Source organism: Sphingobacterium sp. GVS05A (assembly GCF_019969845.1).
In the GTDB taxonomy this organism is placed as follows: Bacteria; Bacteroidota; Bacteroidia; order Sphingobacteriales; family Sphingobacteriaceae; genus Sphingobacterium.
On the sequence record NZ_JAHXYR010000004.1, the window covers coordinates 159,102 to 181,954 of the forward strand.

Sequence of the window (22,853 nt, forward strand, 5' to 3'; positions counted from 1 at the left end):
TTTTAAAGACCAACGGTAAGGTTAATGCCAAATGTTCTCATCATAGGTAAGGAAGTAGATTCAATCCCTATGGAGCTGTTATTCACATTGAAAGCAGAAGCTTCTGGAGAAAAACCATCTGTTTTTCGTTGGAAATAGAATAAGTTTCTACCATATAGACCCAGTTTCAATGAATTGATCACGCGATGTGGTATCAGATTTTTCGGGAATGAATAGGAGAGACTAATTTCGCGCATTGCAATATAACTCATATCATTAATCATTTCCTCAGATACCATGACTTCTTTGTCACTAGCTACCATATTCCAATAATCCTGAGCATTCACCTGTTTGCTGTTTTTTGTTCCGGTGCTTGTCCAATTGCCTGCGCCATCTTGTTGTGCAACTATTCCATCAGCGACATAGGTGCCCTCACGTCCCTGTAACGTTTTTTTGCTCGTACCATAAATTATTTGTTCTCGATTGGACTGTGAGAAGATCACTCCCCCTTGACGAATATCAACAAGTGCGTATAAGTTGAAGCCTTTGTATTTTAATGTGTTGCCGAAACCGCCTATCCAATTTGGCTGCGCATTTCCAAGATCAGTTTCTACTCGCCCCGCGGTACGTAAAGGGAGTCCTGTCGTTGGATCAATTAATCGGTTTCCATTTTCATCCTTAATCCATGCAAATTGAGTTCCAATAAGCTGACCGAATGGCTTTCCTACCTCGGCGACGACGTTGATTCCCCTATCGGTTGCCAAAAGGAAACTTTCTACACCAGGGTAAAGCGATTCAACCTTGTTGCGGTTTCTATTAAAGTTAAACGTTGTATTCCATTCAAATCCTGATTCGGTTTTAAGGGGAGTGGCCCCTAGTACAAATTCGATCCCCCTGTTACTGATTTCTCCGGCATTGATGCGATTTTTTACGTAAAGACTTGATGGCGCAATCGGTACATCTAGAATCTGATTTTTTGTTTTCGCCTGATAGTAAGTAAAGGATAGTGAGAGTCTATTTTTTAGAAATCTGAGATCTGCACCAGCCTCGATAGACGTGGTCAATTCATTCTTTAAGTTGGGATCAGGGATAATTTCGGTATATGAAGCCATCGGTACACCACCGTGTGTATATTGATTAAGACTATACGCACCCGTTAATTGGTAGGGATTTCCGGAGCTACCGGCCTGTGCCCAGGAAGCTCGGATTTTGGCGAAAGACAGCGCATCTGACTGCCATTTGAATGCATCAGATAGCACAAAACTGGAACTTATCGAAGGGTAGAAAAATGAATTGTTATTTTTGGATAATGTAGAAGACCAGTCGTTGCGCGCCGAAAAATCGACAAACCAATAATCTTTATAGCTAAATTGGCCTGAGAGGTATACCGAATTGATTTTTGACTCGATAAGATCGAATATATAGGTATTCGTAGTGGTATTATTGATGACAAAAAGATTAGGTACGATAAACTGATTGCCGGTGTTTCCGGTCATTCGCAGATATCGACTTTGATGACTTGCGCCCATATTAGCGCTGAGCTTAATGTTATCCGATAAAGTGAAATTAGAGCTGGCAAGGATATCAAAATTATCTTCACGGGATCGGATAACTTCTTCTCTGATATCGCCTTTTCTGTTTAAGCTCTGATAGGTATTGATCGGTCTATATCGGAATCGCTGATCGGTATAGAAATCGGTTCCTCCTGTTGCTGCTACTTTGAGCCAGGGAGCGAAGTCATAGCTTAGGCGGAGTAATCCAATGATGCGATCGCGGCGATCTTCGTTGTGATTTTCATGGATTGTCCAGAAAGGATTGGCAGTGGAACTGTTCGTAGCGTAAGTTTTTTCCAGACCTTCCGTTAGTCCCGAAAAACCGAGCTGCCTGCTTATTTCCTGTGCCGTCCATTTATATTGGGACATGATATCATTCCCTAGGCTTCGTGGTTGACTGATAAATAAATAGGCTGGATTATCGGCTGCATCAGCCAATGTTGGTCTATTGTTTCCTTTTTGAGCGATGTAATTTGCTTTTACATCAATATGAAGTTTATCCGTAATTTTTGCCTGTGTGCGTAAACCAAAATTATTCCTTTTCAAAGTATTGGTGGGGATATATCCGTCCACATCTGTATTGGCAAAAGAAAAACGATAGTTTATTTTTTCATTTCCGCCGTCTATGCTTAAGTTATTGACAAATTGTTTTTCGGTTTGGAAAAAAGATGCATAGGTATCAGGTTTAGGTGTTAGCTGCAGTACATTTCCATAGGCATCTTCATAAGTTTGCCCCTCCATTTTGGCTCCCCAGCTGGCACGTGTTGTACGGTCCCGGCCTGCACTCATTTTTGGGATACCACTGTAACCGTTTTTTATGGCATCACTCATGGAGACGATGGTTCCGTCGTCTTTTCGGAAGTGCGTAAATGTGCCGTTAAGTCCTTGACCATATTCATTTTGAAAATCGGGGAGTACTAAACCATTTCCAAAGGAATAATCTGTGCCATAGCTGAAGCGTGTTTTACCGGCTTTTCCTGATTTTGTTGTAATTAGGATGACACCGTTGCTTCCTCTTTGACCATATAGTGCTGCGGCATTGGGCCCTTTTAGGACGGACATGGTCTCAATATCTTCGGGGTTAATATTACCAATACCGTCACCATAATCTGTACCACCGGATTGGTTTGGTGCTGAAATGTTTTGATTGTCAATCGGCACACCATCGACTACATAAAGCGGCTGGCTATTACCAACAAGGGAGTTGTTACCACGAATAACGACTTTTGAAGAGCCTCCAGCACCAGAAGCGGCACGGCTTACTTGCACACCAGCGACCTTTCCTGAAAGTGCATTGGCAAGATTTGTTTCTTTACCCTGTGTCAATTCATCTCCTTTTAGCTCCGCAACAGTATAGCCAAGGGCTTTTTTCTCCTTTTTAATACCTAGTGCAGTGACAACTACTTCTTGTAGGTTTTCCGATACCGATTCCAGACTGACATTGATGGCAAGCTTATCTCTTTCAGAGATGTTGTAGTCTGTCAGTCCCTTGGTTTTAAATCCGATAGAGGAAATGGTGATTTGATATCCTTGACCAGCTGGGATCTGATCAAAAGAAAAGGTACCATCTGCTGCGCTAGTCGTTGCCCTTTTGAATTTGTTAGCCGCATTCTGGATAGTGACTGTTGCAGAGTATATGGGCTTACCTGCTTCGTCGCGAATGACGCCGTTGATCGCTGCCTGCTGTTGTGCATTAACAATCTGATAACTAGTTGCCAAAAGGCCCATTAGTCCAAGACGTAAACCCCAGTTTACATCAGCACGGATATTGGTTCTTAGCATAAACATGGTTAGTAGGCCATGTTTGGAAGGTAAATAATTGTGCATAATTTATGGATTAAATAAGTGAATTATATTTTATTCTGTACAGTTATGGTAATGTGGTGAAGTTCTTGTATATCTGATAGTATTTTTCGGAAGACGGATGGATCATTTTCATAGGTGCCACTGTAATATTTGTCTTCGATAGCTTCGGAATTAAATTCAAGTTTGATATTATAGTTTTGACTTATAATATGTAGTAGATCTTTAAGGGCTAGATTTTTGAATATTAGTGTATTTTGTTTTTCGGAATAAAAACCTCTTCTGTTGAATTTGGAAAAATTCATCCGTTCTTCGGCAATAATTTGAAGTTGTCTATGATCGATGGTTATTTCTTCATTTGGTATAAATTCAAGGAGCAGAGGGGGGGATCCTGTTTTATTTTTTAGACTCTTTAATTGGATACGCCCTTCAAATAATCTGACTTTTGTTTGTGAAGATTTTAGCTCATCTACGCTGAATATTGTACCTAATGCGGTTGTTGTTAACCCAGTGGTATGTACATTAAACGGCCTTGACTTGTCTTTGGAAACAACAAACTTTGCCTTTCCTTTTAAATGAATATCACGGGTAGACAGCGAAGAAAAGTTATCTGCAAATTTAACTTCCGAATTAGGATAAAGTTCAATTTTTGATCCATCAGGAACATCTATCTGCATCGGCAAATTGCCAGAATTAATATAATAGAAGTTGCTTGGGGACTCCAATTTCGGAGTTTGTTCTTTTGGGACAGAAGTAATCGTAGGCGTATTTGTTGTTGTCTTCCAATATTGAAAAGATTCCCAGCCTAGTGTTCCGACAAGTAAAAGTATCGCAGCATACTTCAGTAGGGTATAGATCCGTTGTTTTGTATCCCTGATCGTAATTTTTTTGATCAGGGATTGTTTGATTGAGTCATGCTGTTCAAAAGCTATATGTTCTTCTATATTATGCCATTCGCTTGCTGGAAGCCAATCATCCAAATTTAGTTGGTTATTATCCAGTGCATTTTGAACCGCTTTAACTTCTTCGGTATTTGCTTCTCCGCGGAGATATTTTTCGACGAGTTCTTTCGTAATCTTCATACATATTGATTACGATTGAAAATAGGGTATCCCCCAAAAGAAAATTAAAAAAGATTAAGCATCAGTATGGAGAGCAATAATGCTTTTCTTATTGCTTTTAACGCAAGAGTAATTTGATTTTCTACTGTCTTGGATGATATAGAGAGTTTATCCGCGATTTGTTTATGGGATAGATTGGAATATCGGCTCAACATAAAGATCTGTTTTCGCTTTTCGGGCAATTGATTAATTATATGTTGTAATGTCGCTTCAAGCTGTTTGGCATAGTAATCATCTTGCGGGGAATGGTGCTGAATGAGCTCATTTTCTGCTTGAAGAAGTTTCTTCCGATTATATTCTTCTTTGATTAGATCCAAAATTGTTGTCCTTGCAATACAAAAAATCTGAGATTCTACAGTAGCGTCAATATTCTTTTCATTTAAGTTTTTCCAAAGCTTAATAAAAACACGCTGTACAGTTTCTTCGGCTAAATAAGATGACCTGGTTTTATTGAACGCATATTGGTATACTTTGGGACTCCATTGATCATAGTATTCCTCAAATGTTTGGATATTTAGCGAATAATTGATTCCCATAGTGTAGACTTGGAATCTCTAATATAGCTAAACTAAATCATTTAATATAAATTTGGACAGCGTTTTTCTAATAGCCAAAACGTTAGTGTGATGAGACTTGTTTCTAAAGAAATCTGCAGTGTAAAGTTTTTACATTTCTCATCATGTTGAAATATTATTTGAAGGCTGAACTATTGCCCTAGTTTCAATTGCTATAGCGTTATGAAGGTTCTATATTTTTCAGGTACAAGCGGAATTCTGTTGCCCTACAGGAACAAAAGCTATTATCCCAAAGATTTAAAGGATAGGAGCAGGCTTGCGGTATATAGTCTGTTGTTCAATTCTCTGGAGGTAAACAGCACGTTTTACAAGATACCCCGCAAGGAGACTGTCGAACGATGGTCTCAGGAAACAAGCGATAGCTTTCGTTTTACTTTTAAGCTTTGGAAGGGAATTACGCATCAAAAGGATTTAATTTTTGAACCAAGTGATGTTATCAAATTTTTGGATATTATTGATAGTGTTGATAAGAAGAAGGGGTGTTTGTTGATACAATTGCCTCCATCAACCAAATTTTACTCACTGAACAATTTAGATAAGCTTTTAAGATGTATGGCAACTGATAAACGAAGTTTGGATTGGCAAGTATGCATTGAGTTTCGTCATCAGTCCTGGTATCGCATGGAAACAATGGCACTGTTAAATTCTTATGGTATGAATTTGGTATTACACGATAAAGATGGCACTGGAATAAACAGACAGTACACCGGTAATGATATGATTTATATACGTTTTCATGGACCAAAAGGTGATTATAAGGGAAGCTATGAAGATGCCGTATTATATGAATATAGTGGTTATATCAAAGAATGGCTAGCTGAAGGAAAAGAAGTTTATGTTTATTTTAACAATACCATCGGCGCTGCTATTGCCAATCTCAGAACATTAGAAGAATATATTAAAAGATTATAATATATGGATTGTTCAAAAGATACTCCCACGAATATATTCTTTCCCCATATAACCATCCCAATTTTCATGGTCACGCATAATATGGTGATAGACTGTGGCTAGAGCCTGCATCTTAGTGAATAAAGGAATGCCTTTTCGGATACAGTCATAGTCTGTATAAATCCCATTGCAATCATTCCATTGAAGCCATTGGAGCAACTCTTGTCGTTTCATAAGTGAGAGCCGATCAAAAAGTGTTTTATCTTTTAAATCAAGCAGTTGATAGCGCCAATCCTTTCGTTGCGACTCCATTGCGATGATTTTTGGTAATTGATAACCGATAATCTGTTTGATGAAAGATTCCATAGTTTGAGCAATTAATTGTTAAACATAAGTTGTATTGGACCATTCGAAATGCTATTAAACTGCTTTTTTGTATGATTGCGCAAGATCTCTCTATAGGTATATTCTACAGCCTTTGATTTGCAAAGAGGTTTTACACCGTTATCCATACATTTACGGTCAGTGTAGTTGCCTTTTGGGTTATACCATTGTAACCAATCAACGAGTACCTCCCGATCCATCACTTCAAGTCGTTGAAGTAAACCATTTATTTCACTTTCTTTAAGTTGTTCACGCCAATCGGACCATATCGATCGTGATGTGAATTCTCTGTTTGCTTTGAATTTATTTTCCATCGTGTTTTTATACCTTTTTGCCGGACTTTATTTAGAATATCAACTTTATTTAAACTACTAGCTTGCTTATAATCGCATTCCCAAGCTTACTTTTCATAAATAACGCTATCTGTTGGAGTAGTTCAGGGCTAACTTCGGGGACTCTTTCCAAGTCTCGAATAAACCATTTTTGAATCACAGGATAATGCTTAAGAACTGGATCAAATTTTACGACTTCAGCCCTAGATGATTTACCTTCAGGATCGTAATATGACCAAAGTACAATAAAGATTGTATGGGGATCCTCATCCGGATAGGGGGTGTGGAAGCGAACAATATCGCCAACATGTAATTCCTTATTGTCAAATCCTTTTGCCTGTTCCATAAAGATCTTGTCTAAAATTGATATTCAAATATACTAAAAATATTAGTTTTATAAAATTTTATTGATTTTTTTTGCTAAATATATTGTTGGTTAGGGTTAGAGCGATCTAGCTTTATTTCTATCGGCGGGAAACTGAATGATAAAAAAAGGATTTTCTTATCTATTTGATCGGTAGTTGTTTGTGTTTCTAAATGAGCAATAAGCAGTTCATGCAACTGTTTGTCTTTCGTAGAACGTATGACATCTTGTAGCAAAAGTGTTTGAAAAGATAATGTTTGGCGGGAATACTTCTCATTATTCAACAATAATATACAGAAGACTTTTTTAGCGAGTCCCCTTAGGCGGAGGAAATGATGCTATCAGTCTTTCAGAAATGAAACAAGGGGTTTGATAAATCGGTCGAAAGCTTCAATATGGGGCAGATGTCCAACGTTGTCGAGCTCGACGAGTTTTGATCCTTTGATTTTTTGTCGTGCTTCCTTTCCTAAATATTGATACAGTCCCATTTTTGCGGCTACTTTAGGATCTTTTACGTTGGCTTTACCGATCGCAGTTCTATCTCGCGTACCGATGATGAGCAGGGTGGGTGTTTTTATATGCTGAAATTCATAAACAACAGGTTGGGTAAAGATCATGTCTGATGTTTTGGCATTTACCATGGCAACGATGGAATAATCCTTAGCTTTTGTCCAGCCTGTAAGTAGGTACACCCATTCATCATATTCAGGCTTCCATTTGTTGTCGTAATAGAATCCGCTTTGGTACTTTTTTGCAGATTCATATCCCGTTTTTAATTCCGTTTGAAAATTTTGGTCGATGGAAGTATAAGGTGCGACAAGTTTCCAGTCTTCCAGCCCAATGGGATTTTCTAAAACAAGTTTTTCCACAGTTTCGGGATACATTAATGTAAACCTTGTTGCAAGCATCCCGCCCATAGAGTGACCAAGTAAGGCGACCTTATCAAGTCCCAACTTGTCTAATAGCAATTTTGTATTTTGCGCTAGCTGCTGAAAAGTAAACTGATAAGCTGTGGGTTTCGAAGATTTACCAAATCCAATCTGATCAGGTATTATAACGCGATACCCAGCCGAATTTAGTGCCTGAATGGTTGTTTTCCAGTATGCTCCGTTGAAATTTTTGCCGTGGAGTAGTAACACGGTATGACCATTAGGTTGTTGCGAGCTGACATCCATATAGGCCATTTTTATTTCTTCACCCTGACTCTTTAAATTTAAGTAATGTACTTCATAAGGGTATTGATAATTATTAAGCATAATATCCAGTACAGGGCGATCTGTCTGCGCATTTGATAACGAATAGACGAGACTGAGCAGTACAAGAGCAAGCTGGTTTATCAACGATTTCATTTATGTGTTTTTTTAAGTATACATCATCACTTTGGCAACTTTATTTTATAAACCTGATAGGGCAATTCAACTCGGTCTATGCCATTGTTCCATTGCGGATCTCTGGATAGTTGTGCGCATGAAAAGTAAAGATAACCATTACCATCTATACCCAAAGAATCCGGCCATAACAATCTGAGGTCCCGTGTCAATAAATGAATTTGCCCATCTGGACTCAGGTATTTGATACTGTAATCCATTGAGGTCGTCAGATAAATATTACCGTTCCGATCGGCAAGTAAGCCATGTGTGACGCCTACATTTCCCATGTCTTCTACTTTGCCTTGCAGGGCTGATTGGGATAGTTTATCATTCGCAAGGTACTTTGTAGCGATGCGGTATAAGTGCTTTTTATTAATTGGTTTAAAATAGAAATAATTAAAGTCATGAGTTAGCGCTATCCCGTTAACGTGAGAGAGAAAGGGTTTACCGTCCTTATAGCGCATGTCTATGCCGGAATAGGAAATGACAACTTCCGGATCAGCTAATGTGAAGGAGCTTTTTTCCAGTACTTTTCTACTATTTCCTGATTGAAGATCAAGAACAATTATTGCGGCCTGACCAGGATCGGAAAGATAAGCTAGATTTTTTTCGAGGTCAATGCGTACATCATTCAAACCTGATTTCGCTTTGTCGAGGTCATCAAATGTATAGATACGTGCTATTTGATTATTTTTTGTGTCGATTTTAAGGAGTTTGAATTGTCCGGTAGGAGCTGCACCATCTGGGCCGAAAATAGACCCAGAGGTTGATGGTTTAGAGTCTAATACCCATAAGTTGTCCTGTGCATCCACAAAGATGTCCTGAACGTTTACAAAATGTGAGCTTTCGTCCCCTTGACTATTCCATGCTTCATTAGGATAGGGGGTACTTTTACCATCAATGATTTCAGTAAGGGCGTACCGGTAATCTTTGTTTTGTTTAGGAAATGATACGAATAATCTATTTGTCGACGTTGCGCTGACGCCTATGGGCCGGTAGGGTCCAAAAGATGCTGCGACTTCTAATTTCGGATCTAGAGCGAGTTTTTCTTGTGCTTGCATTGTAGAGCATAATAGATGAGCGAATAGGAAATAAAATAAAAGGTTTTTGAACATATTTGGTATTTATTTGAGATCTGATGAAAGTGCTGAATGAATTGTGAAAACCAGTATTCTATTTTATAACTTCTTTTTTACTGTTATTGTTTTATAAGATTATTATATAAGGGGAGGATAGTCCCGTTAGTTCAGATAGAATGGATTCGTGGTGCAAGAACTGTGAGAAAGTGATTCGGATTTTTCATCCTGATCAGGCGTTAGCCGTTAGGTTTCGAAAGACGAGCTTATCGGTTTGGTGCGAGTGATAAGGAAAAGCGCAAATTCTATTGCGGGGACAGCTTTTTGTGAAAATGGCATGCCCCGCTATTTTTAACAGCGGGGCATGCTTTTTTGTTACTTGGTCAATTTGATACCAAATATGGATTCAAGTTTTTCCTCCATTGGTCCGCCGCCATTTTCGTCGGATCCTACACTACTAAACACAATTTTTCCGTCTGGATCAATTAGATATGCAGTAGGAATTCCGCTGACAAAAAAAGCAGATTTCGATAAATTCGTTTTGTCGTGTAGTTGTGGCCAGGGATTATTTTCTTCTTTGACCGCTTTCTTCCAGTCGTCAAGCTTTGCGTCAATCGAGATATTGATAATTTCGAAGTTCTGACCCTTTAGCTGTTGGTAAACCGATCTAAGCCTAGGAAATGAGATTCGACATGGACCGCACCAAGAAGCCCAAAAATCAATCAATACATATTTTCCTTTGAGCTTATTGAACGAAAAATCATTTCCGGTGGTATCGGGAAGGACGAAGTTAGCTACCGTAGATCCTATACTGGATCTTTTTTTGCTAGCTATTTTTTCATATAACTGCTTCGCTGCTTTGGTTTCTTTGAGTGGGGCGGATAATTTCGAATAATTATGCTCTAATTGAGCGAGAGATAGACTGCTGACCCTTCCTAATAACATAAACGGTGCATCTGCTCCATTGGGATTAAAATATTTTGCAAATAGTGAGTCATTTAATTGTGTCTCACGTTTCTCGAAATAATCCATTGCCTTATCAAAATTAGTTGTCCCTTCTTTCAGTGCTTCTTCACCGAATTTACTTGTGATTTCCTTGTTGATCCTTTCATGAATAGACTTTTTGGCTCTAGAATAATCGAAATATGCAACTGAACGGGTAGGTCCATTTATTTGGCCTGAGGAGATGCCTTTCTCAATATCAAAATCAAGTTGTAACTTGCCTGATTTTTCAATAAATAACGAAAATGGAGAGACATAACCTTTGACCTTACTTTCATATTGAAGATAGAAATACATTACATCCGGAGCTTCAGATGTAATGGTTATCTGATATTCACCATTTGGACTGATTGCTGTCGAATCTTGAAACTGACCTTTAAAAATGTATATCTTATCAAATCCTTTTGTGTCGCCAGTTACTTTACCTTTTATTTTCAGATTGATCTGGGAAAAGAGGGGATTAAATGAGAAGAAAAATAATGCCACAAGCACTGTTACTATAATATTTTTAGATTTCATGATAAATTTCAATAAAGTTTAAATTTTAATGTACGATTGATAGATCTATTAATTTAATCCAGCAGGTAGATATGGATCGCTATTGGGCTGTAAATTCCAGCTTGGATTAGCAAGTATGGTCGGATTATTGATCTGTAATGTGAAAAATTTACTGATGACATCAGCTTTGTAGGATTTGTTACCTATGGTATGGATGACCTGCGTTTTCGACCAAGGTTTTCCTTTATCTAGTGCCAATCTCTTGATGTCGAATGTCCGTTGATAAGTACCAAGCTGCATTTCCCGTCTACGTTCTTTCAGAATTTCTTCGAGTAATTGATCTTGACTAAAAGCCCCGCCATTTTGAAGATCTGTATTTGCACCTGAATAGCGGTATTTGCGCAGCATATTGAGATCGCTTAACGCTTGTCCCAATTGGTTTAACCTTGCATTTGCTTCCGCTTTTATCAATAGCAGCTCGGGATAAGTCATTCCCTGTGAAGCAATCATTTTGTTGTCCCTATAATACTTAAGGCGTACACCATCATCATGTTTTACACCACCTTCAACCACCGAATAGCCCAGCGTTTTGAGCATAAATAGCTTGTATCTCCGATCTGCGTTTTTATCAAATAGCTTGATAAATTCTTCCGAAGGATAGGGAGAATAGCTGTAGGGGGTAGGGCGATAAAATAGTTGTTCCCTATTGTAAGTCTGTTTCAACAAATTATCTTCGCCTAGTAACTCAAGACCAACTTCGGCATCGGTACCTGCTGGTGGAGATGCATTTGGATCTTGTCTATAACTGAATTTATTTAGGTTATAGATAAGATTATCAGTATTACCTTTGGCTGCAATGGCTTGCGCCCATGCATCATTTGCATATTTGGACATTTTGGTCCAATCTCTTTTGAACATGTATAGCTGTGCTAACAAGGCATTAACTGCTGGCTTGCTTGCACGGGTTGGGTTTCCAACGGTATTTGGAGCGCCGGTCAATGCATCAAGCAAATCTTTTTCTGCCAGATTCATAATTTCATTTGTGCTGGCGAGATCGGGATTGGAAGTGTTCGGTGAACCTGTTGTCCGGTAAGGAAGTACTTTTTGATCATTTTTACTTTCAGGATCGTACATTGGACCATAACCCAGTCCTCCGACCAGATAGGACCAAGCTCTTCCTGCTTTTGCTTGTGCAACAATTATTTTGCCCAGATCTGAAGTTTCCCCCTTAAGATTTGAAACTTCATCAATGGCAATATTGAATATGCCCGCAGCACGATAGATGGCCCAATCCCAGGTGTATTGGGGATCTATCGGATTCGTATAGGGGTAATAAAATTTAAATGCAGCCCAACGATCTACATTCGGGTGCGTACTTTTGTACAGATATATAGCCTGATTTTCACTGATCGTTAAGTTGTCACCCATAAAAGCATAGAAGCAGCCTCGGTTGTTGTCCGCATAAAATGAACTAATGGTATTTGTATTATTCAATAAATTCTCTAGATCTTCCACTTTTGAAGGAATCAATTGTCCAATAGGTTTAACATCCAGGTATTTGTTGCAGGAGAAGGTCGATATGGAGATCAGGCCCAATGCAAGGTATATTATTTTTTTCATTTCAATTAATTTTTAGGTTAGAGTCCGAATCGTAAACCAATAAATATCTCGCGTGGTAAAGGCAGAGAGGTAAATCCTTGATCTGTTCCTGCCCCAGTACCACCACTTACATTGAATTCTGTAGTTTCGGGATCTATGTCTACACCTTTGGCCGTAATACGAAATAGGTTTCTGCCCTGTACAAATATTCTTGCGTTGGTAAGACCAATGCTTTTGCTTAGTTTCTCGAGATTATAGGAAAGTGTGATGTCCCTTAATTTGGCATAACTGGCATTACCTACATTCACATCCGCAAAAGGGAAGGAGAACATATCCATATTCCATTCTTCCAGAACGGGATATATTGTATTCTTTTCGTCTCCAGGTTTTCGCCATCTTTCGGCTACATGTCGGTTTTGGTAATTGGATCCACTAAACGTATCCTTCCTATATTTATGGCCTAGTTTTGCTATAAACATAAAAGATAGGTCCCAATTTTGATAGCTGAAGCGATTTGTTAAAGCAAGATCCCATTTTGGTCTAAAGGTCCCCTGATAGACCAAGTCAGTAACTTCAGCATTGCTTGCCAATACAACCTGATTGTCTCTGGTATAAACTTGTGTTTGACCGAGTTCATTAAGACCTGCAAAACGATAACCCCACAATCCGTCTGAAGGATATCCCGCAACCATGATTCCTCCTGGAGCAGTATAACTGCCTGTATATGGTCGGTTTACATTGTAGTGTTTTACTTTGTTTGCGTTAAAGGAGATATTGGGCAAAATATCCCAGCTAAATCTGCTATTTTTGATAGCGTGGACATTGAGCCCAATTTCAAATCCATGATTGGTCATTTTCCCTACATTTTTTGTTAGAGAGCTAAAACCTAGTGTTGGATCCGCGGCGTCTGCAGCCAAGAGATCAGAACTGTTCTTGTTGTAATAATCAAAGCTACCTTCTATCGCATTGTTTAATAAACCGAAGTCTATTCCCACATTGGCAATCTTGGTTTTTTCCCAACGCAATTGCTTATTGGGAGGCGAGGAGATTCCATAGGAAACTCCACCCGTTGTAGGACTGTAGCTGCCTACGCTCAAAATCAAAAACGGACCATTTCTCAGGGAAATATTTCCATTGATACCATAGGAACCTCTGATATTGAGTTTACTGAAAACAGCTTTATCCCACCATTTCTCGTTACTTAATTTATAAGTTCCTCCAAGCGACCACATCGGTTTGTAGCGGTACTTTTTATCTGTACCAAAGAAATTGGTAAGATCTAGTCGGATACTTCCGCTTAGGATAAATCTATTGTCATATTCGTATGATCCATTGGCATACCAGGATACAAAGCGATTATCGCCATAAGTTAGTGAACCATCGGTCAGCGATACGCTACCATTAGGAAATAGCATATCTGCGTTGTAAATCCCAGCAGTAAAATCCTTGATGTTGACAGGGATAAATGAGCCTGCATTTTCATTATAGCCAGCTCGGGTAGCCAATCTATTGTTGTCAGAGGTAATTTTTCTGATTTCGTTTCCGACTAAGGCGTGCAACAGATGTTTGTTATCGGAGAAGTTTTTGCTATAATTTAGCTGTGTTCGAAGCGTCCAAGTTTCATTGATATTTTTGAATTCGTCCAATATGCTTCCGTCGGGAATATAGTGATTAGCGGGATTTGATTTGGAGGTGGCATCGTTATAGGCAATACGTGCATTATAGGAGTCTGCCCGTTGGATATTTTTAACATTAGCCGTTCCTTTGACCCAGTTACCTCCGACTTCTGCTGTAAGTCCTTCTACGATATTGGCTCTTAGAAATCCGCTCATCCTAAAACTATAGCTATTGCTGTAACTGGGCATTTTCCCCATGTCTTCTAAAGGGACATAATCCCAGGGCTTCATGCCGGGGGTGTTTTTGTAGGTATTTACCTTATATTGACTGATACCCCATATTGCTGCCGGATTGCCATTGTCGTCCAATAGGTTGGTGTACGGCATAATCATTGATCCTCCTGAAAAACCAGCTAAAGACTGATAATTGTCACCTACCAGTTCTGGACCGTAAATGGTAGAATATGTAAATGAAGTACTATTACCTTTATTATACGTGAAATTGGCGGCTGCTCCAGCAGTTAAGAATGGAAAAAGCTGCCATTCGTTTTTAAAATCGGTGATTAATCGTTTTGAATCATTGTTAATGAGATTATCCTTGGTCTGTTGATAGTTGACGGAAAAATTATAACTGCTTTTAGGCGATCCGCCGGCGATATTGATGTTATGCTGATGGGTTACTTTATTTCTGAAAAACAGATCCTGGATTTGATTTAAAGCATTGATACCGCGAAGTCCATCGATCTCGGCCATTGCATCTTGGTGGCTAATCTTCCCTTCACGCTCTTGCATCAATAGATAGGTCACCCGACTCATATTATATGGATCCATCGTTGAGGGACCATTTGGATTCAGGTTGAAAAGATCTATCTCTGCGTCAATATAGTCTGATGTTGTCGCTTTATTCAGATACTTTAAATGTGGTTTCTGAATAATATTTACAAAACCTGAATAGCTTATTTTAGGTTCACTATTTTGTCCAGACTTTGTACTAACAACAATGACACCATTGGCTGCTCTGGAGCCATAGATAGATGCGGCCACACCATCTTTTAACACCGTTATGCTCGCTATATTCATTGGATTGATATCATCTATTGTTGTTTCGACGGGATAGCCGTCAATGACAATCAAAGGTGTTTTTTGTGCATTAAAGGTCGAGACACCTCTAATTTCTATTTTGCCGGCCTTATCAATAGTTAATCCTGTTGTTTGCCCTTCAAGAGCATTTTTGAGATCTGTAGCTAGTTTTCTTTCCAGTTTTTCACCGCTAACATAACTGAAAGATCCAGTGACGCGATCTTTGGGGAGTTTTTGATATCCAGTATTGACTTCTACTGTCGCCTCATTTAATGTTCCCGTTTTTAATGCCAGTGTGATGACGCCGAGATTGTTTGTGACTGGGATTGTAATGCTTTCATACCCCATATAGGATATGATGATATTTGTTCCTACGGAAGAATTATCTAAAGTGAATTCTCCATTACCATTGGTGATGGTGCCTTTTTTTCTTCCTTGTACCATTACGTTGGCGCCAACAAGTACATTGCCATTTTCGTCAACAACTTTTCCTCTTATTTTGGACTGGTTTTTAAGATTAAGTAGTAGTATTGTTTCTTTCAATTGAATACCACCAATTTCAGACTGACGCGGTTTAACCATGATCATATCTTTCTCCAGTTCGAAAAAGATGGGCGTATTCTTTTCAAGGGTTTTTAATGCCTCTTGTAAAGGGAGATTGTTAAATGAGACAGAGGTACAGGTCAATGGATCAATATTTGGTGCTGCCCATAAATAATGGTAACCCGTCTGAATGTTAATTTCTTGCAGTATCTTTCGCAGACTAACATTTTTTTTATTGATATTGACTCTTTGTGCCATAGTGTTGGCCTGGACCCCCATCATCCCTAAAAGTAGTAGTGATGATAAAGAGATTTTCATAAGCGCATTGGTAAATATACGCGATACAGATTTTTCACCTGTACTTTGTTCATCTGTCGGGACTGCACAAAAGAAGTCTCCAACATCTTTTTTGGTAAAAAAATGATACATTTGTTACGGTTAATTGATTTTAAATAATGGTAGTTTACGATCCTTTAACTTTATTAAGGGGACGTTGGCGCGTCTCCTTAATCGATCTGACATAAATTTGCGGGTGTGTTCTCCTTTCTTTTAGTGAATTAGATTAATAACGTTAGTTTATTTTAACTTTTGATTTTTCTACAATAAAATTGGCGTTACTGGCTTTCGATAATAACCTAAACAAATCTTCAGCACTGGCATAACGCGGAATAATTCCTTCAATTTTTACTTTCCTTAGTTTTTGATCTATAAATTCAAAATCGAAATCATACCAACGTGCAAGTTTAACCATAACGCTTTCCAAGGGCTCAGCGACAAACTCGAATTGATCTTTGGTCCAGGCAATATCGGATTGATTATCTACTTCGCGTTTATAAGTGTTTTGACCAGGGGTCGATATGGCCTGTTCGTTCGGTTTTAAAATGATAGCTTCTTGTGTGGCCGTACTATTATAGTTGATTTTTACAGATCCCTCCATTAGTGTTGTGATTGTGGATTTGTCTTCACTATAGCTGCTTACATTAAATTTCGTGCCCAGTACCTGAATTTCCTGTTCATTACATTGGACGAAAAATGGAACAGTGGTGCCATCTCCATTTTTAATTTTGCTGATTTCAAAAAAAGCCTCCCCGATAAGCTTTACCGTCCTTTGTTTACCATCAAATTCCTCCGGAAATATCAACTTGGAAGCCGCGTTTAACCTAACTGAACTGCCATCGGGAAGCAATATATGATATTGACCTCCTTTTGGAGTGCTTATAATCAATGTTTTTCCCTGTTTTAAAGGATTATTTGACGTGATTTTTTTTAACTCTTCAGAAATATCGAAATATTTTTTTTCGACTGGTAGTTGTAGTGATTTACCATCTTCAAGTTGAATGGATGCGCGAAAACTGCCTGGAACAATATTCAGTGAGGTATGATCGAGTTTAAGATTCCAAAGGAGGATAAATAGCGCGGCAATTGTACAGGCAGCAATAGCAATCCCATATTTTTTAATAAAAAGATGAAAGGGATTAGGTCGTTCAAATGTAATCTTACTTTTTGCTTTTTCAATTACCTCATGAACGGGTAAAGAAAAAGCCCAATCAACATCCTGTTCGTAGATATTATTTGAAATCAGGGTTTGAAATAACTCTTCATGCTGTGCTGAGGAGGAGCGCCAATGGTCTAGTTTTGTCTCACCCTCATCGGATAAGATCCCAAGCTTTTTTGCAGATATTAATTCACTTACTTCGAAAGGGCTCAGCTCCATAAATTCTTTGGTTAGTATTTATGATTATAACAGAATTCGAAGCTAGAATTGCTATCCCTTTTTTTTATTTATTTGTAATTCACTGATTAGTAGTGTTTTTAATTTTTTAACGTATCGATTAATAATAATAATAGAAGATAATCGCCTTTGTCCAATAACTGTTTTAGCAAAGCTAACCCCTTTGTTTTCTGTGTGTAAACAGTGCTGCTAGTTATATTTAATTTTTGCGCAATTTCTTTTGTATCTAGCCCCTCTATGATATTTAATTTCATAATGGCAGCACATTGAGCAGGTAGTTTTTCTAAAGCATTTTTGATCAGTTGTAATGTTTCTGCATAAATAATCCACCTGCTATCATCTTCAACAATGCTGTTTATTTGATTGGCATAATTGTCATAATTAGTCAAGCGTCTTTTTCGCTTGTCCAGGTAATTGATGGACGCATTTTTTGTGCTCAGGTAAAGAAATGACTTTAGCCTGTCGTAAGAATCAAAATGAAAGTCGGTTGACCAAATTTTTAAAAGAACATCTTGGACAAGCTCCTCCGCACTTTCTTTTTCTATATCGAACTTAATCGCAAATAGGCATAAGGGCGAATAAAACCTATGAAATAGGAATTCAAAAGCTTTTTCATCTTTTCTTAGAAAAGCTAGGAATAATTTGGATTCGTTTAATGCGTCTTCCATGTACTGGTAGAACAAATTAATGAATTTTTAGACATAAATGAAAGGATAGGAAAAGATTTTGGACGATAGAAGGGGATATATAATTTTTTTCCTGACATTAAAATAATTGGTGCTGACAATTTTCAATCGTTGAAAGATAACGTGAAAAAATAAGCTACCATCAAATGGAAGAAAAATTAACCTGTTTTTGTTTCTAATATTTATCCAAAGTTAGTCATTAAACTTCTTTATCGCAGTTGCTCAGCTGATAGATCGTCACTGATTAGATAGAGCTATTAGTGCTTTAGATCTTTTAGTAATATCTTCTGTATGAGCGTTTCAATTTCTTTTGCATGAGTGACTGTCATAAAATGACCAGCTCTTTGAATGATAAAAGTGGGGATTACATTTCTAATTGGAATAATACGGTCTTTGCTGCCATGGATATGGACCAAGTTGTTGGGAATAGTCTTGTTTTTCCAATTTACGATTTGGCTGATCGCCCAAGACAGAAATTTAGCATCGGTCTCTTGTAGTATTTGTTTAAGCATCATTTTATCTTCTTTTAAGCTTATACCAAAGAAATAATTTGATAAAATATGATGTGATTTTAGAACTGAAGTAGGAATAAATCTGTAGATTCTAAGTGTTCCGATAAGTTTATAAAGTTTAGGTAGTTCGCTATCTTCTTTTGCAGATGCGAGTAAAATAACTTGTTTTATATCAATAATTTTAGCGATTTCCATGGCAACCATTCCTCCGAAAGATAATCCAATAAGAACGGGGTATTTAGTCTTAATTTTAGTGGATAATCGTTGTGCATAGCATGAAATTGATTCTGTTGAAAATGGAGGGATCCATTCCAAGTGTATGACTTTTAAGCCCCCAAAATTTATTTTGTCAAATACCCTTCGGTCAACACCTAATCCACTAAGTATATAAATATGGGTATCGGACATGATGATGGGTTAAATGTATTTTGACTACAATTTATTAATAATGTGTCGATATCCAAAATCAGAAAAAATTAGGCTGAGGAAGTTCATATGCTTTTTTAAAAAACAAGATACCCAAACACAAATGGATATCTTGTTTTATCCATAAAAGCGAGTGCTCGTCTTTTACGGATTTTTATCATATAACTGTTAATATGAATTATTAACGTACTTAGATCGTTGATCTAGCTAAGACAACGTTGCTAAGCTTTTGGCCTCAAAGATAGATAAGTCTTCGAATTGTTCTGCTTGAACTTTTTTTACCCAATTTGGATCTTGCAAGATCGCGCGACCTACTGCGACCAAATCGAAGTCCCCTCTTTCATATCGACGTACCAATTCATCTAGTGAAGCTGGAGACGACTTAAATTCTGAATTTGTAAATACTTCACCAAAATCTTTGTCAAGTCCTACCGACCCTACCGTTATTGTCGGTTGGCCAGAAACCTTTTTCAGCCATCCGGCGAAATTTAAATCGCTGCCTTCAAATTCTGGCTCCCAATAGCGTCGTTGACTTCCATGGAAAATATCTATGCCCGCGTCAACTAATGGTAAGATCCAGTCTTCCATCAGCTTTGGGGTAGGGGCTAATTTCGCAGCGTAATCTTGTTGTTTCCATTGTGATAGTCTGATAATAATTACAAAATCCGGTCCAACGGCTTTTCGCATTGCTCTCACTACTTCGACAGCAAATCTGGAACGCTCCTTTATCGTTTTACCACCGAATTCATCTGATCTGTGGTTCATTCCCTCCCAAAAGAATTGATCAATCAAATAACCATGTGCGGCGTGTATTTCAAAGGCATCGAAACCTAGCTCTTTTGCAGATTTTGCAGCATCAGCGTACGCTTGGATAGTATTTTCTATATCGGCCAAAGTCATAGTGTCGGGACTTTCAAAAGCTGCTGGTGGAGTCCACTGCATTGGGGTATACCCTACATGCCATATTTGAGGTGCTATTTTACCTCCTTTTGCGTGTACAGCATCTAGAATGTTCTTCCAACCGTTTAAAGCTTGGTCTCCATAAAAATTTGGAATGTCCTTTAAGTTTTTTGAGGCTGGCCTTTCGATTACAGTTCCTTCGGTTAGAATCAAACCAACGTCTCCGGCTGCCCGCCGTTCATAATAACCTGTAACGACATCTCCAGGGATCCCGTCAGTAGAAAATGCTCGTGTCATGGGGGCCATGACAAAACGGTTTTTTAATACAAGATTTTTGTATTGGAATGGACTGAAAAGTGTTTGTATGCTCATTTTTTTATATCATTTGCGAATTTCTTTACAAAGATATTTTAAATAGTGTATTTTTGTAACTATTGATAGTATAAAGTAGTTACCTTTGCGTAACTATCAAATGTTTTGTTAATGAAAAGAACTGATTTTAAGAATTGTTCATGCGCGATGCAACGCTCTATGGGGATTTTGGGAACAAGATGGAAGCCCATTATTATATACACACTAAGAGATCGAAAAGCCCGATTTGGACAACTCGATGCATTGATCGAAAATATTTCAAGAAAAGTACTGACATCCTCTTTAAAAGAATTGGAAGAAGATGGTATTATTTTGAGAGAGGAATTTAAAGAGTTACCTCCTCGGGTGGAATACGCTCTGACTGAAAAAGGAAAGGCTCTTATTCCGATTATGTGTCAGTTAGCAAAATGGAATGAGGAATATTATGAGGAGTCTGAACCGTTGATATTATAAGAAATAACAAGTAATTTACTTTTTTTGGATTATATATACCGTTTTTTTTACTGAAATGTAATAACAAGAATATGTATAACTAACAGAATATGAAATTTTAAACCCAGACGGTTCATATTTATTTAAAATTTAGGTAATATTGAATTGTGAAAAACAAGGTAAATCAAGAGTTCAATAAACAAGATTTCATCGAATCTTTTCGTGAAGGTGAAAGAGAAGGGTTGAGGTTCTTGTACAAAACCTTTTATAGTCCAATGTGTTATTTTCTTGAAAAAATGAACTTGGATAAAGTTATTATTGAGGAAATTGTCCAGGATGTATTTTTAAAGCTATGGGAAAGACGGAGCGATTTTAATCATTTTGAGTCGATCCGGAGTTTTCTATATACAAGTTGCAGAAACGCGGCACTTAATCGGATTCAACAACAAAAGAGATCACAACAGCTTGCTAATAACTATATCACACAGCTTGATCTGATAGATTTGCCTATCAGCCATCAAATGATCTATCTGGAAACGCTACGTGAGGTTCACGACGCTATAGAGACCTTGCCAGAACAGTGTCGACATGTAATATACAAGCTGGTCGTAGAAGATTTAAGCCCACAAGAAGTTGCGATTTCCTTAGGTATTACCACAAGTACCGTATACAATCAAAAGAAAAGAGGAATTGAACTTCTCAGAGAAAGGCTTAGGCCTGATCAGTTTTTTTGTCTACTGTTACTCCTTCTGTATTATTAGGTTGTAAAATATAGATTTGATTTTCAGTTGATTATAAAAATATTCCCCATCTCTTTAGAGAAACGAAATCAAAATATTGTTTTAAGTATATAAAGCAATATGGAGCATACAACCGAACATATCATCTATTTATTGAGTAAGTCAAAACTTGAAGGATTAAGTTATGAGGAGCAATTGAAACTAGATTCTTGGCGACTCAATGCGGCTGCAAACCGAGAAGTATGTGCTATGTTGGATAATAAGGAGATGTTGGACAGAGATTTGAAGGGCTTTTCTGCTTATGATTGGGAAGCATCCTTTGAAACTTTTGAACAGGAGCATCTGAGCGCTCCAAAAACTATTTTCCCTATTAGAAGGATTTGGTCGTATGGAATCGCTGCAGTACTAATTGGTATGTTAACATTATTTTTTGTTCGTTACCTGACGGATGCTGGATATCAGGCAAATCCAGACGTAAAAATCCTCCCCGCTCAAACCACAGGTACAATCTATCTGAAAAATGGCGATTCGATCGCTATTTCACCCAAAGATACTGTATTGTCTTTCGCTACTCTACCCAATAACCTGACTAAGGGGAATGATAGCTTACTTATTTCTACCCCAAAAGGTGGTAAAATGGCCGTTCTCTTACCAGATGGTACTAAGGTTTGGATGAACGCTGAGACCCAATTGGATTATTATGAAACAGATAGTCTCAGACAGGTTCGATTGATCGGCGAAGCTTATTTTGAAGTAGCAAAGAAATACTTCTCCTCAGGAGATTTATCAAATGTGAAACCATTTAATGTTCAAACCGGAAATATTCACGTGACGGTATTAGGTACGCATTTTAATGTTAAGGCAAATAAAAGTCTAAGTGATTTTAGGGCAACATTATACGAGGGAAAGGTAAGAGTTCAGCAGGGAGAAAGACAAATTATCTTAACTCCTGGAGAGGAGGCATATATTAATACGGGGCGCATTGAACGCAGAGTTATAGATACTGAAATAGGTACTGCACTAAAAGATGGTTATTTTATATTCAACTCTGAACCGCTCTCTGTTATTATGGAGGATATTTCTGCTTGGTATAACGTTAATGTGGTTTACCTTGATAACGAGATAAAGTCAGAAAAATTTGAAGGGATGTTGTCCCGTAATAGCCGCTTAAAAGATATTATCAATGTACTAGAGAGTACAGGGAAAGTCAATTTCAAATTTAAAGAAAACACGATTTATGTAGATAAAAAGCAATCTAAATGAAAAG

General features: G+C 37.9%; 19 protein-coding genes. 4 read left to right on the plus strand and 15 right to left on the minus strand.

Translation table 11 applies throughout. The features are described 5' to 3' along the window. Positions 1–2 precede the first annotated feature (2 nt). From LC454_RS11255 to LC454_RS11265, 3 genes are read right to left on the minus strand one after another with little or no spacing between them, the layout of a single operon-like run. Complete coding sequence (locus LC454_RS11255; protein ID WP_223582385.1) at positions 3–3,359, minus strand: SusC/RagA family TonB-linked outer membrane protein; 3,357 nt, start codon at positions 3,357–3,359, stop codon at positions 3–5. Between the two features lie 23 nt (positions 3,360–3,382). Continuing rightward, the gene (locus tag LC454_RS11260; RefSeq protein ID WP_223582386.1) at positions 3,383–4,417 is read right to left on the minus strand and encodes a FecR family protein; all 1,035 of its coding nucleotides are present in this window, start codon (positions 4,415–4,417) and stop codon (positions 3,383–3,385) included. A 44-nt stretch (positions 4,418–4,461) separates the two neighbouring features. Further along, a complete protein-coding gene (locus tag LC454_RS11265) occupies positions 4,462–4,992 on the minus strand; it encodes a sigma-70 family RNA polymerase sigma factor (RefSeq protein WP_223582387.1) in 531 nt (176 codons plus the stop codon). Between the two features lie 201 nt (positions 4,993–5,193). Between LC454_RS11265 and LC454_RS11270 the strand changes: the two genes are divergently transcribed. Then, on the plus strand, positions 5,194–5,943 hold the full coding sequence (locus LC454_RS11270) for a DUF72 domain-containing protein (protein WP_223582389.1): 750 nt from the start codon (positions 5,194–5,196) through the stop codon (positions 5,941–5,943). A 12-nt stretch (positions 5,944–5,955) separates the two neighbouring features. Here LC454_RS11270 and LC454_RS11275 read toward each other — a convergent pair whose 3' ends face one another. The 12 genes from LC454_RS11275 to LC454_RS11330 form a co-directional block, all read right to left on the minus strand. Continuing rightward, positions 5,956–6,288 carry a hypothetical protein gene (locus tag LC454_RS11275; RefSeq protein WP_121123864.1) on the minus strand — a complete coding sequence of 111 codons (333 nt, stop codon included), beginning with the start codon at positions 6,286–6,288 and terminating at the stop codon, positions 5,956–5,958. Positions 6,289–6,299: 11 nt separating this feature from the next. Continuing rightward, complete coding sequence (locus LC454_RS11280; protein WP_223582391.1) at positions 6,300–6,620, minus strand: hypothetical protein; 321 nt, start codon at positions 6,618–6,620, stop codon at positions 6,300–6,302. A 49-nt stretch (positions 6,621–6,669) separates the two neighbouring features. Beyond that, on the minus strand, positions 6,670–6,984 hold the full coding sequence (locus tag LC454_RS11285) for a hypothetical protein (protein ID WP_223582393.1): 315 nt from the start codon (positions 6,982–6,984) through the stop codon (positions 6,670–6,672). 359 nt (positions 6,985–7,343) lie between these two features. Beyond that, entirely contained in the window at positions 7,344–8,351 is a 1,008-nt protein-coding gene (locus LC454_RS11290; RefSeq protein ID WP_223582394.1) for an alpha/beta fold hydrolase, read from the minus strand. Between the two features lie 26 nt (positions 8,352–8,377). Continuing rightward, positions 8,378–9,433, minus strand: a complete 1,056-nt coding sequence (locus LC454_RS11295) for a major royal jelly family protein (protein ID WP_223582396.1) — start codon at positions 9,431–9,433, stop codon at positions 8,378–8,380. 390 nt (positions 9,434–9,823) lie between these two features. Beyond that, positions 9,824–10,969, minus strand: coding sequence for a TlpA family protein disulfide reductase (locus tag LC454_RS11300; RefSeq protein WP_223582398.1), 1,146 nt, complete (start codon positions 10,967–10,969; stop codon positions 9,824–9,826). Positions 10,970–11,017: 48 nt separating this feature from the next. Beyond that, positions 11,018–12,568 (minus strand): RagB/SusD family nutrient uptake outer membrane protein, encoded by a 1,551-nt coding sequence (locus tag LC454_RS11305; protein ID WP_223582400.1) that lies wholly within the window; start codon positions 12,566–12,568, stop codon positions 11,018–11,020. A gap of 17 nt (positions 12,569–12,585) precedes the next feature. Beyond that, entirely contained in the window at positions 12,586–16,215 is a 3,630-nt protein-coding gene (locus LC454_RS11310; RefSeq protein ID WP_223582402.1) for a SusC/RagA family TonB-linked outer membrane protein, read from the minus strand. A 142-nt stretch (positions 16,216–16,357) separates the two neighbouring features. Beyond that, positions 16,358–17,500: a FecR family protein gene (locus LC454_RS11315; RefSeq protein ID WP_223582404.1), complete on the minus strand. Its 1,143-nt coding sequence runs from the start codon at positions 17,498–17,500 to the stop codon at positions 16,358–16,360. Positions 17,501–17,598: 98 nt separating this feature from the next. After that, complete coding sequence (locus LC454_RS11320; protein ID WP_223582406.1) at positions 17,599–18,186, minus strand: RNA polymerase sigma factor; 588 nt, start codon at positions 18,184–18,186, stop codon at positions 17,599–17,601. 275 nt (positions 18,187–18,461) lie between these two features. Next, positions 18,462–19,124: an alpha/beta hydrolase gene (locus LC454_RS11325; RefSeq protein ID WP_223582408.1), complete on the minus strand. Its 663-nt coding sequence runs from the start codon at positions 19,122–19,124 to the stop codon at positions 18,462–18,464. 225 nt (positions 19,125–19,349) lie between these two features. Continuing rightward, on the minus strand, positions 19,350–20,414 hold the full coding sequence (locus tag LC454_RS11330; protein ID WP_223582410.1) for an NADH:flavin oxidoreductase: 1,065 nt from the start codon (positions 20,412–20,414) through the stop codon (positions 19,350–19,352). A gap of 111 nt (positions 20,415–20,525) precedes the next feature. Between LC454_RS11330 and LC454_RS11335 the strand changes: the two genes are divergently transcribed. The 3 genes from LC454_RS11335 (at position 20,526) to LC454_RS11345 (ending at position 22,849) form a co-directional block, all read left to right on the plus strand. After that, entirely contained in the window at positions 20,526–20,867 is a 342-nt protein-coding gene (locus LC454_RS11335) for a winged helix-turn-helix transcriptional regulator (protein ID WP_223582412.1), read from the plus strand. A gap of 146 nt (positions 20,868–21,013) precedes the next feature. After that, positions 21,014–21,607 carry an RNA polymerase sigma factor gene (locus tag LC454_RS11340; protein ID WP_223582414.1) on the plus strand — a complete coding sequence of 198 codons (594 nt, stop codon included), beginning with the start codon at positions 21,014–21,016 and terminating at the stop codon, positions 21,605–21,607. A gap of 99 nt (positions 21,608–21,706) precedes the next feature. Then, the gene (locus LC454_RS11345) at positions 21,707–22,849 is read left to right on the plus strand and encodes a FecR family protein (RefSeq protein ID WP_223582416.1); all 1,143 of its coding nucleotides are present in this window, start codon (positions 21,707–21,709) and stop codon (positions 22,847–22,849) included. The last annotated feature ends 4 nt before the right edge of the window (positions 22,850–22,853 follow it).

Bases quoted from the DNA above. Each gene is read 5' to 3' on its own strand.
- LC454_RS11280 (WP_223582391.1), bottom strand. From the start codon at position 6,620: ATGGAAAATAAATTCAAAGCAAACAGAGAATTCACATCACGATCGATA.
- LC454_RS11260 (WP_223582386.1), bottom strand. From the start codon at position 4,417: ATGAAGATTACGAAAGAACTCGTCGAAAAATATCTCCGCGGAGAAGCA.
- LC454_RS11315 (WP_223582404.1), bottom strand. From the start codon at position 17,500: ATGGAGCTGAGCCCTTTCGAAGTAAGTGAATTAATATCTGCAAAAAAG.
- LC454_RS11335 (WP_223582412.1), top strand. From the start codon at position 20,526: ATGAAAAGAACTGATTTTAAGAATTGTTCATGCGCGATGCAACGCTCT.
- LC454_RS11330 (WP_223582410.1), bottom strand. From the start codon at position 20,414: ATGAGCATACAAACACTTTTCAGTCCATTCCAATACAAAAATCTTGTA.
- LC454_RS11285 (WP_223582393.1), bottom strand. From the start codon at position 6,984: ATGGAACAGGCAAAAGGATTTGACAATAAGGAATTACATGTTGGCGAT.
- LC454_RS11270 (WP_223582389.1), top strand. From the start codon at position 5,194: ATGAAGGTTCTATATTTTTCAGGTACAAGCGGAATTCTGTTGCCCTAC.
- LC454_RS11295 (WP_223582396.1), bottom strand. From the start codon at position 9,433: ATGCAAGCACAAGAAAAACTCGCTCTAGATCCGAAATTAGAAGTCGCA.
- LC454_RS11300 (WP_223582398.1), bottom strand. From the start codon at position 10,969: ATGAAATCTAAAAATATTATAGTAACAGTGCTTGTGGCATTATTTTTC.
- LC454_RS11320 (WP_223582406.1), bottom strand. From the start codon at position 18,186: ATGGAAGACGCATTAAACGAATCCAAATTATTCCTAGCTTTTCTAAGA.
- LC454_RS11325 (WP_223582408.1), bottom strand. From the start codon at position 19,124: ATGTCCGATACCCATATTTATATACTTAGTGGATTAGGTGTTGACCGA.
- LC454_RS11310 (WP_223582402.1), bottom strand. From the start codon at position 16,215: ATGTATCATTTTTTTACCAAAAAAGATGTTGGAGACTTCTTTTGTGCA.
- LC454_RS11290 (WP_223582394.1), bottom strand. From the start codon at position 8,351: ATGAAATCGTTGATAAACCAGCTTGCTCTTGTACTGCTCAGTCTCGTC.
- LC454_RS11255 (WP_223582385.1), bottom strand. From the start codon at position 3,359: ATGCACAATTATTTACCTTCCAAACATGGCCTACTAACCATGTTTATG.
- LC454_RS11305 (WP_223582400.1), bottom strand. From the start codon at position 12,568: ATGAAAAAAATAATATACCTTGCATTGGGCCTGATCTCCATATCGACC.
- LC454_RS11265 (WP_223582387.1), bottom strand. From the start codon at position 4,992: ATGGGAATCAATTATTCGCTAAATATCCAAACATTTGAGGAATACTAT.
- LC454_RS11345 (WP_223582416.1), top strand. From the start codon at position 21,707: ATGGAGCATACAACCGAACATATCATCTATTTATTGAGTAAGTCAAAA.
- LC454_RS11275 (WP_121123864.1), bottom strand. From the start codon at position 6,288: ATGGAATCTTTCATCAAACAGATTATCGGTTATCAATTACCAAAAATC.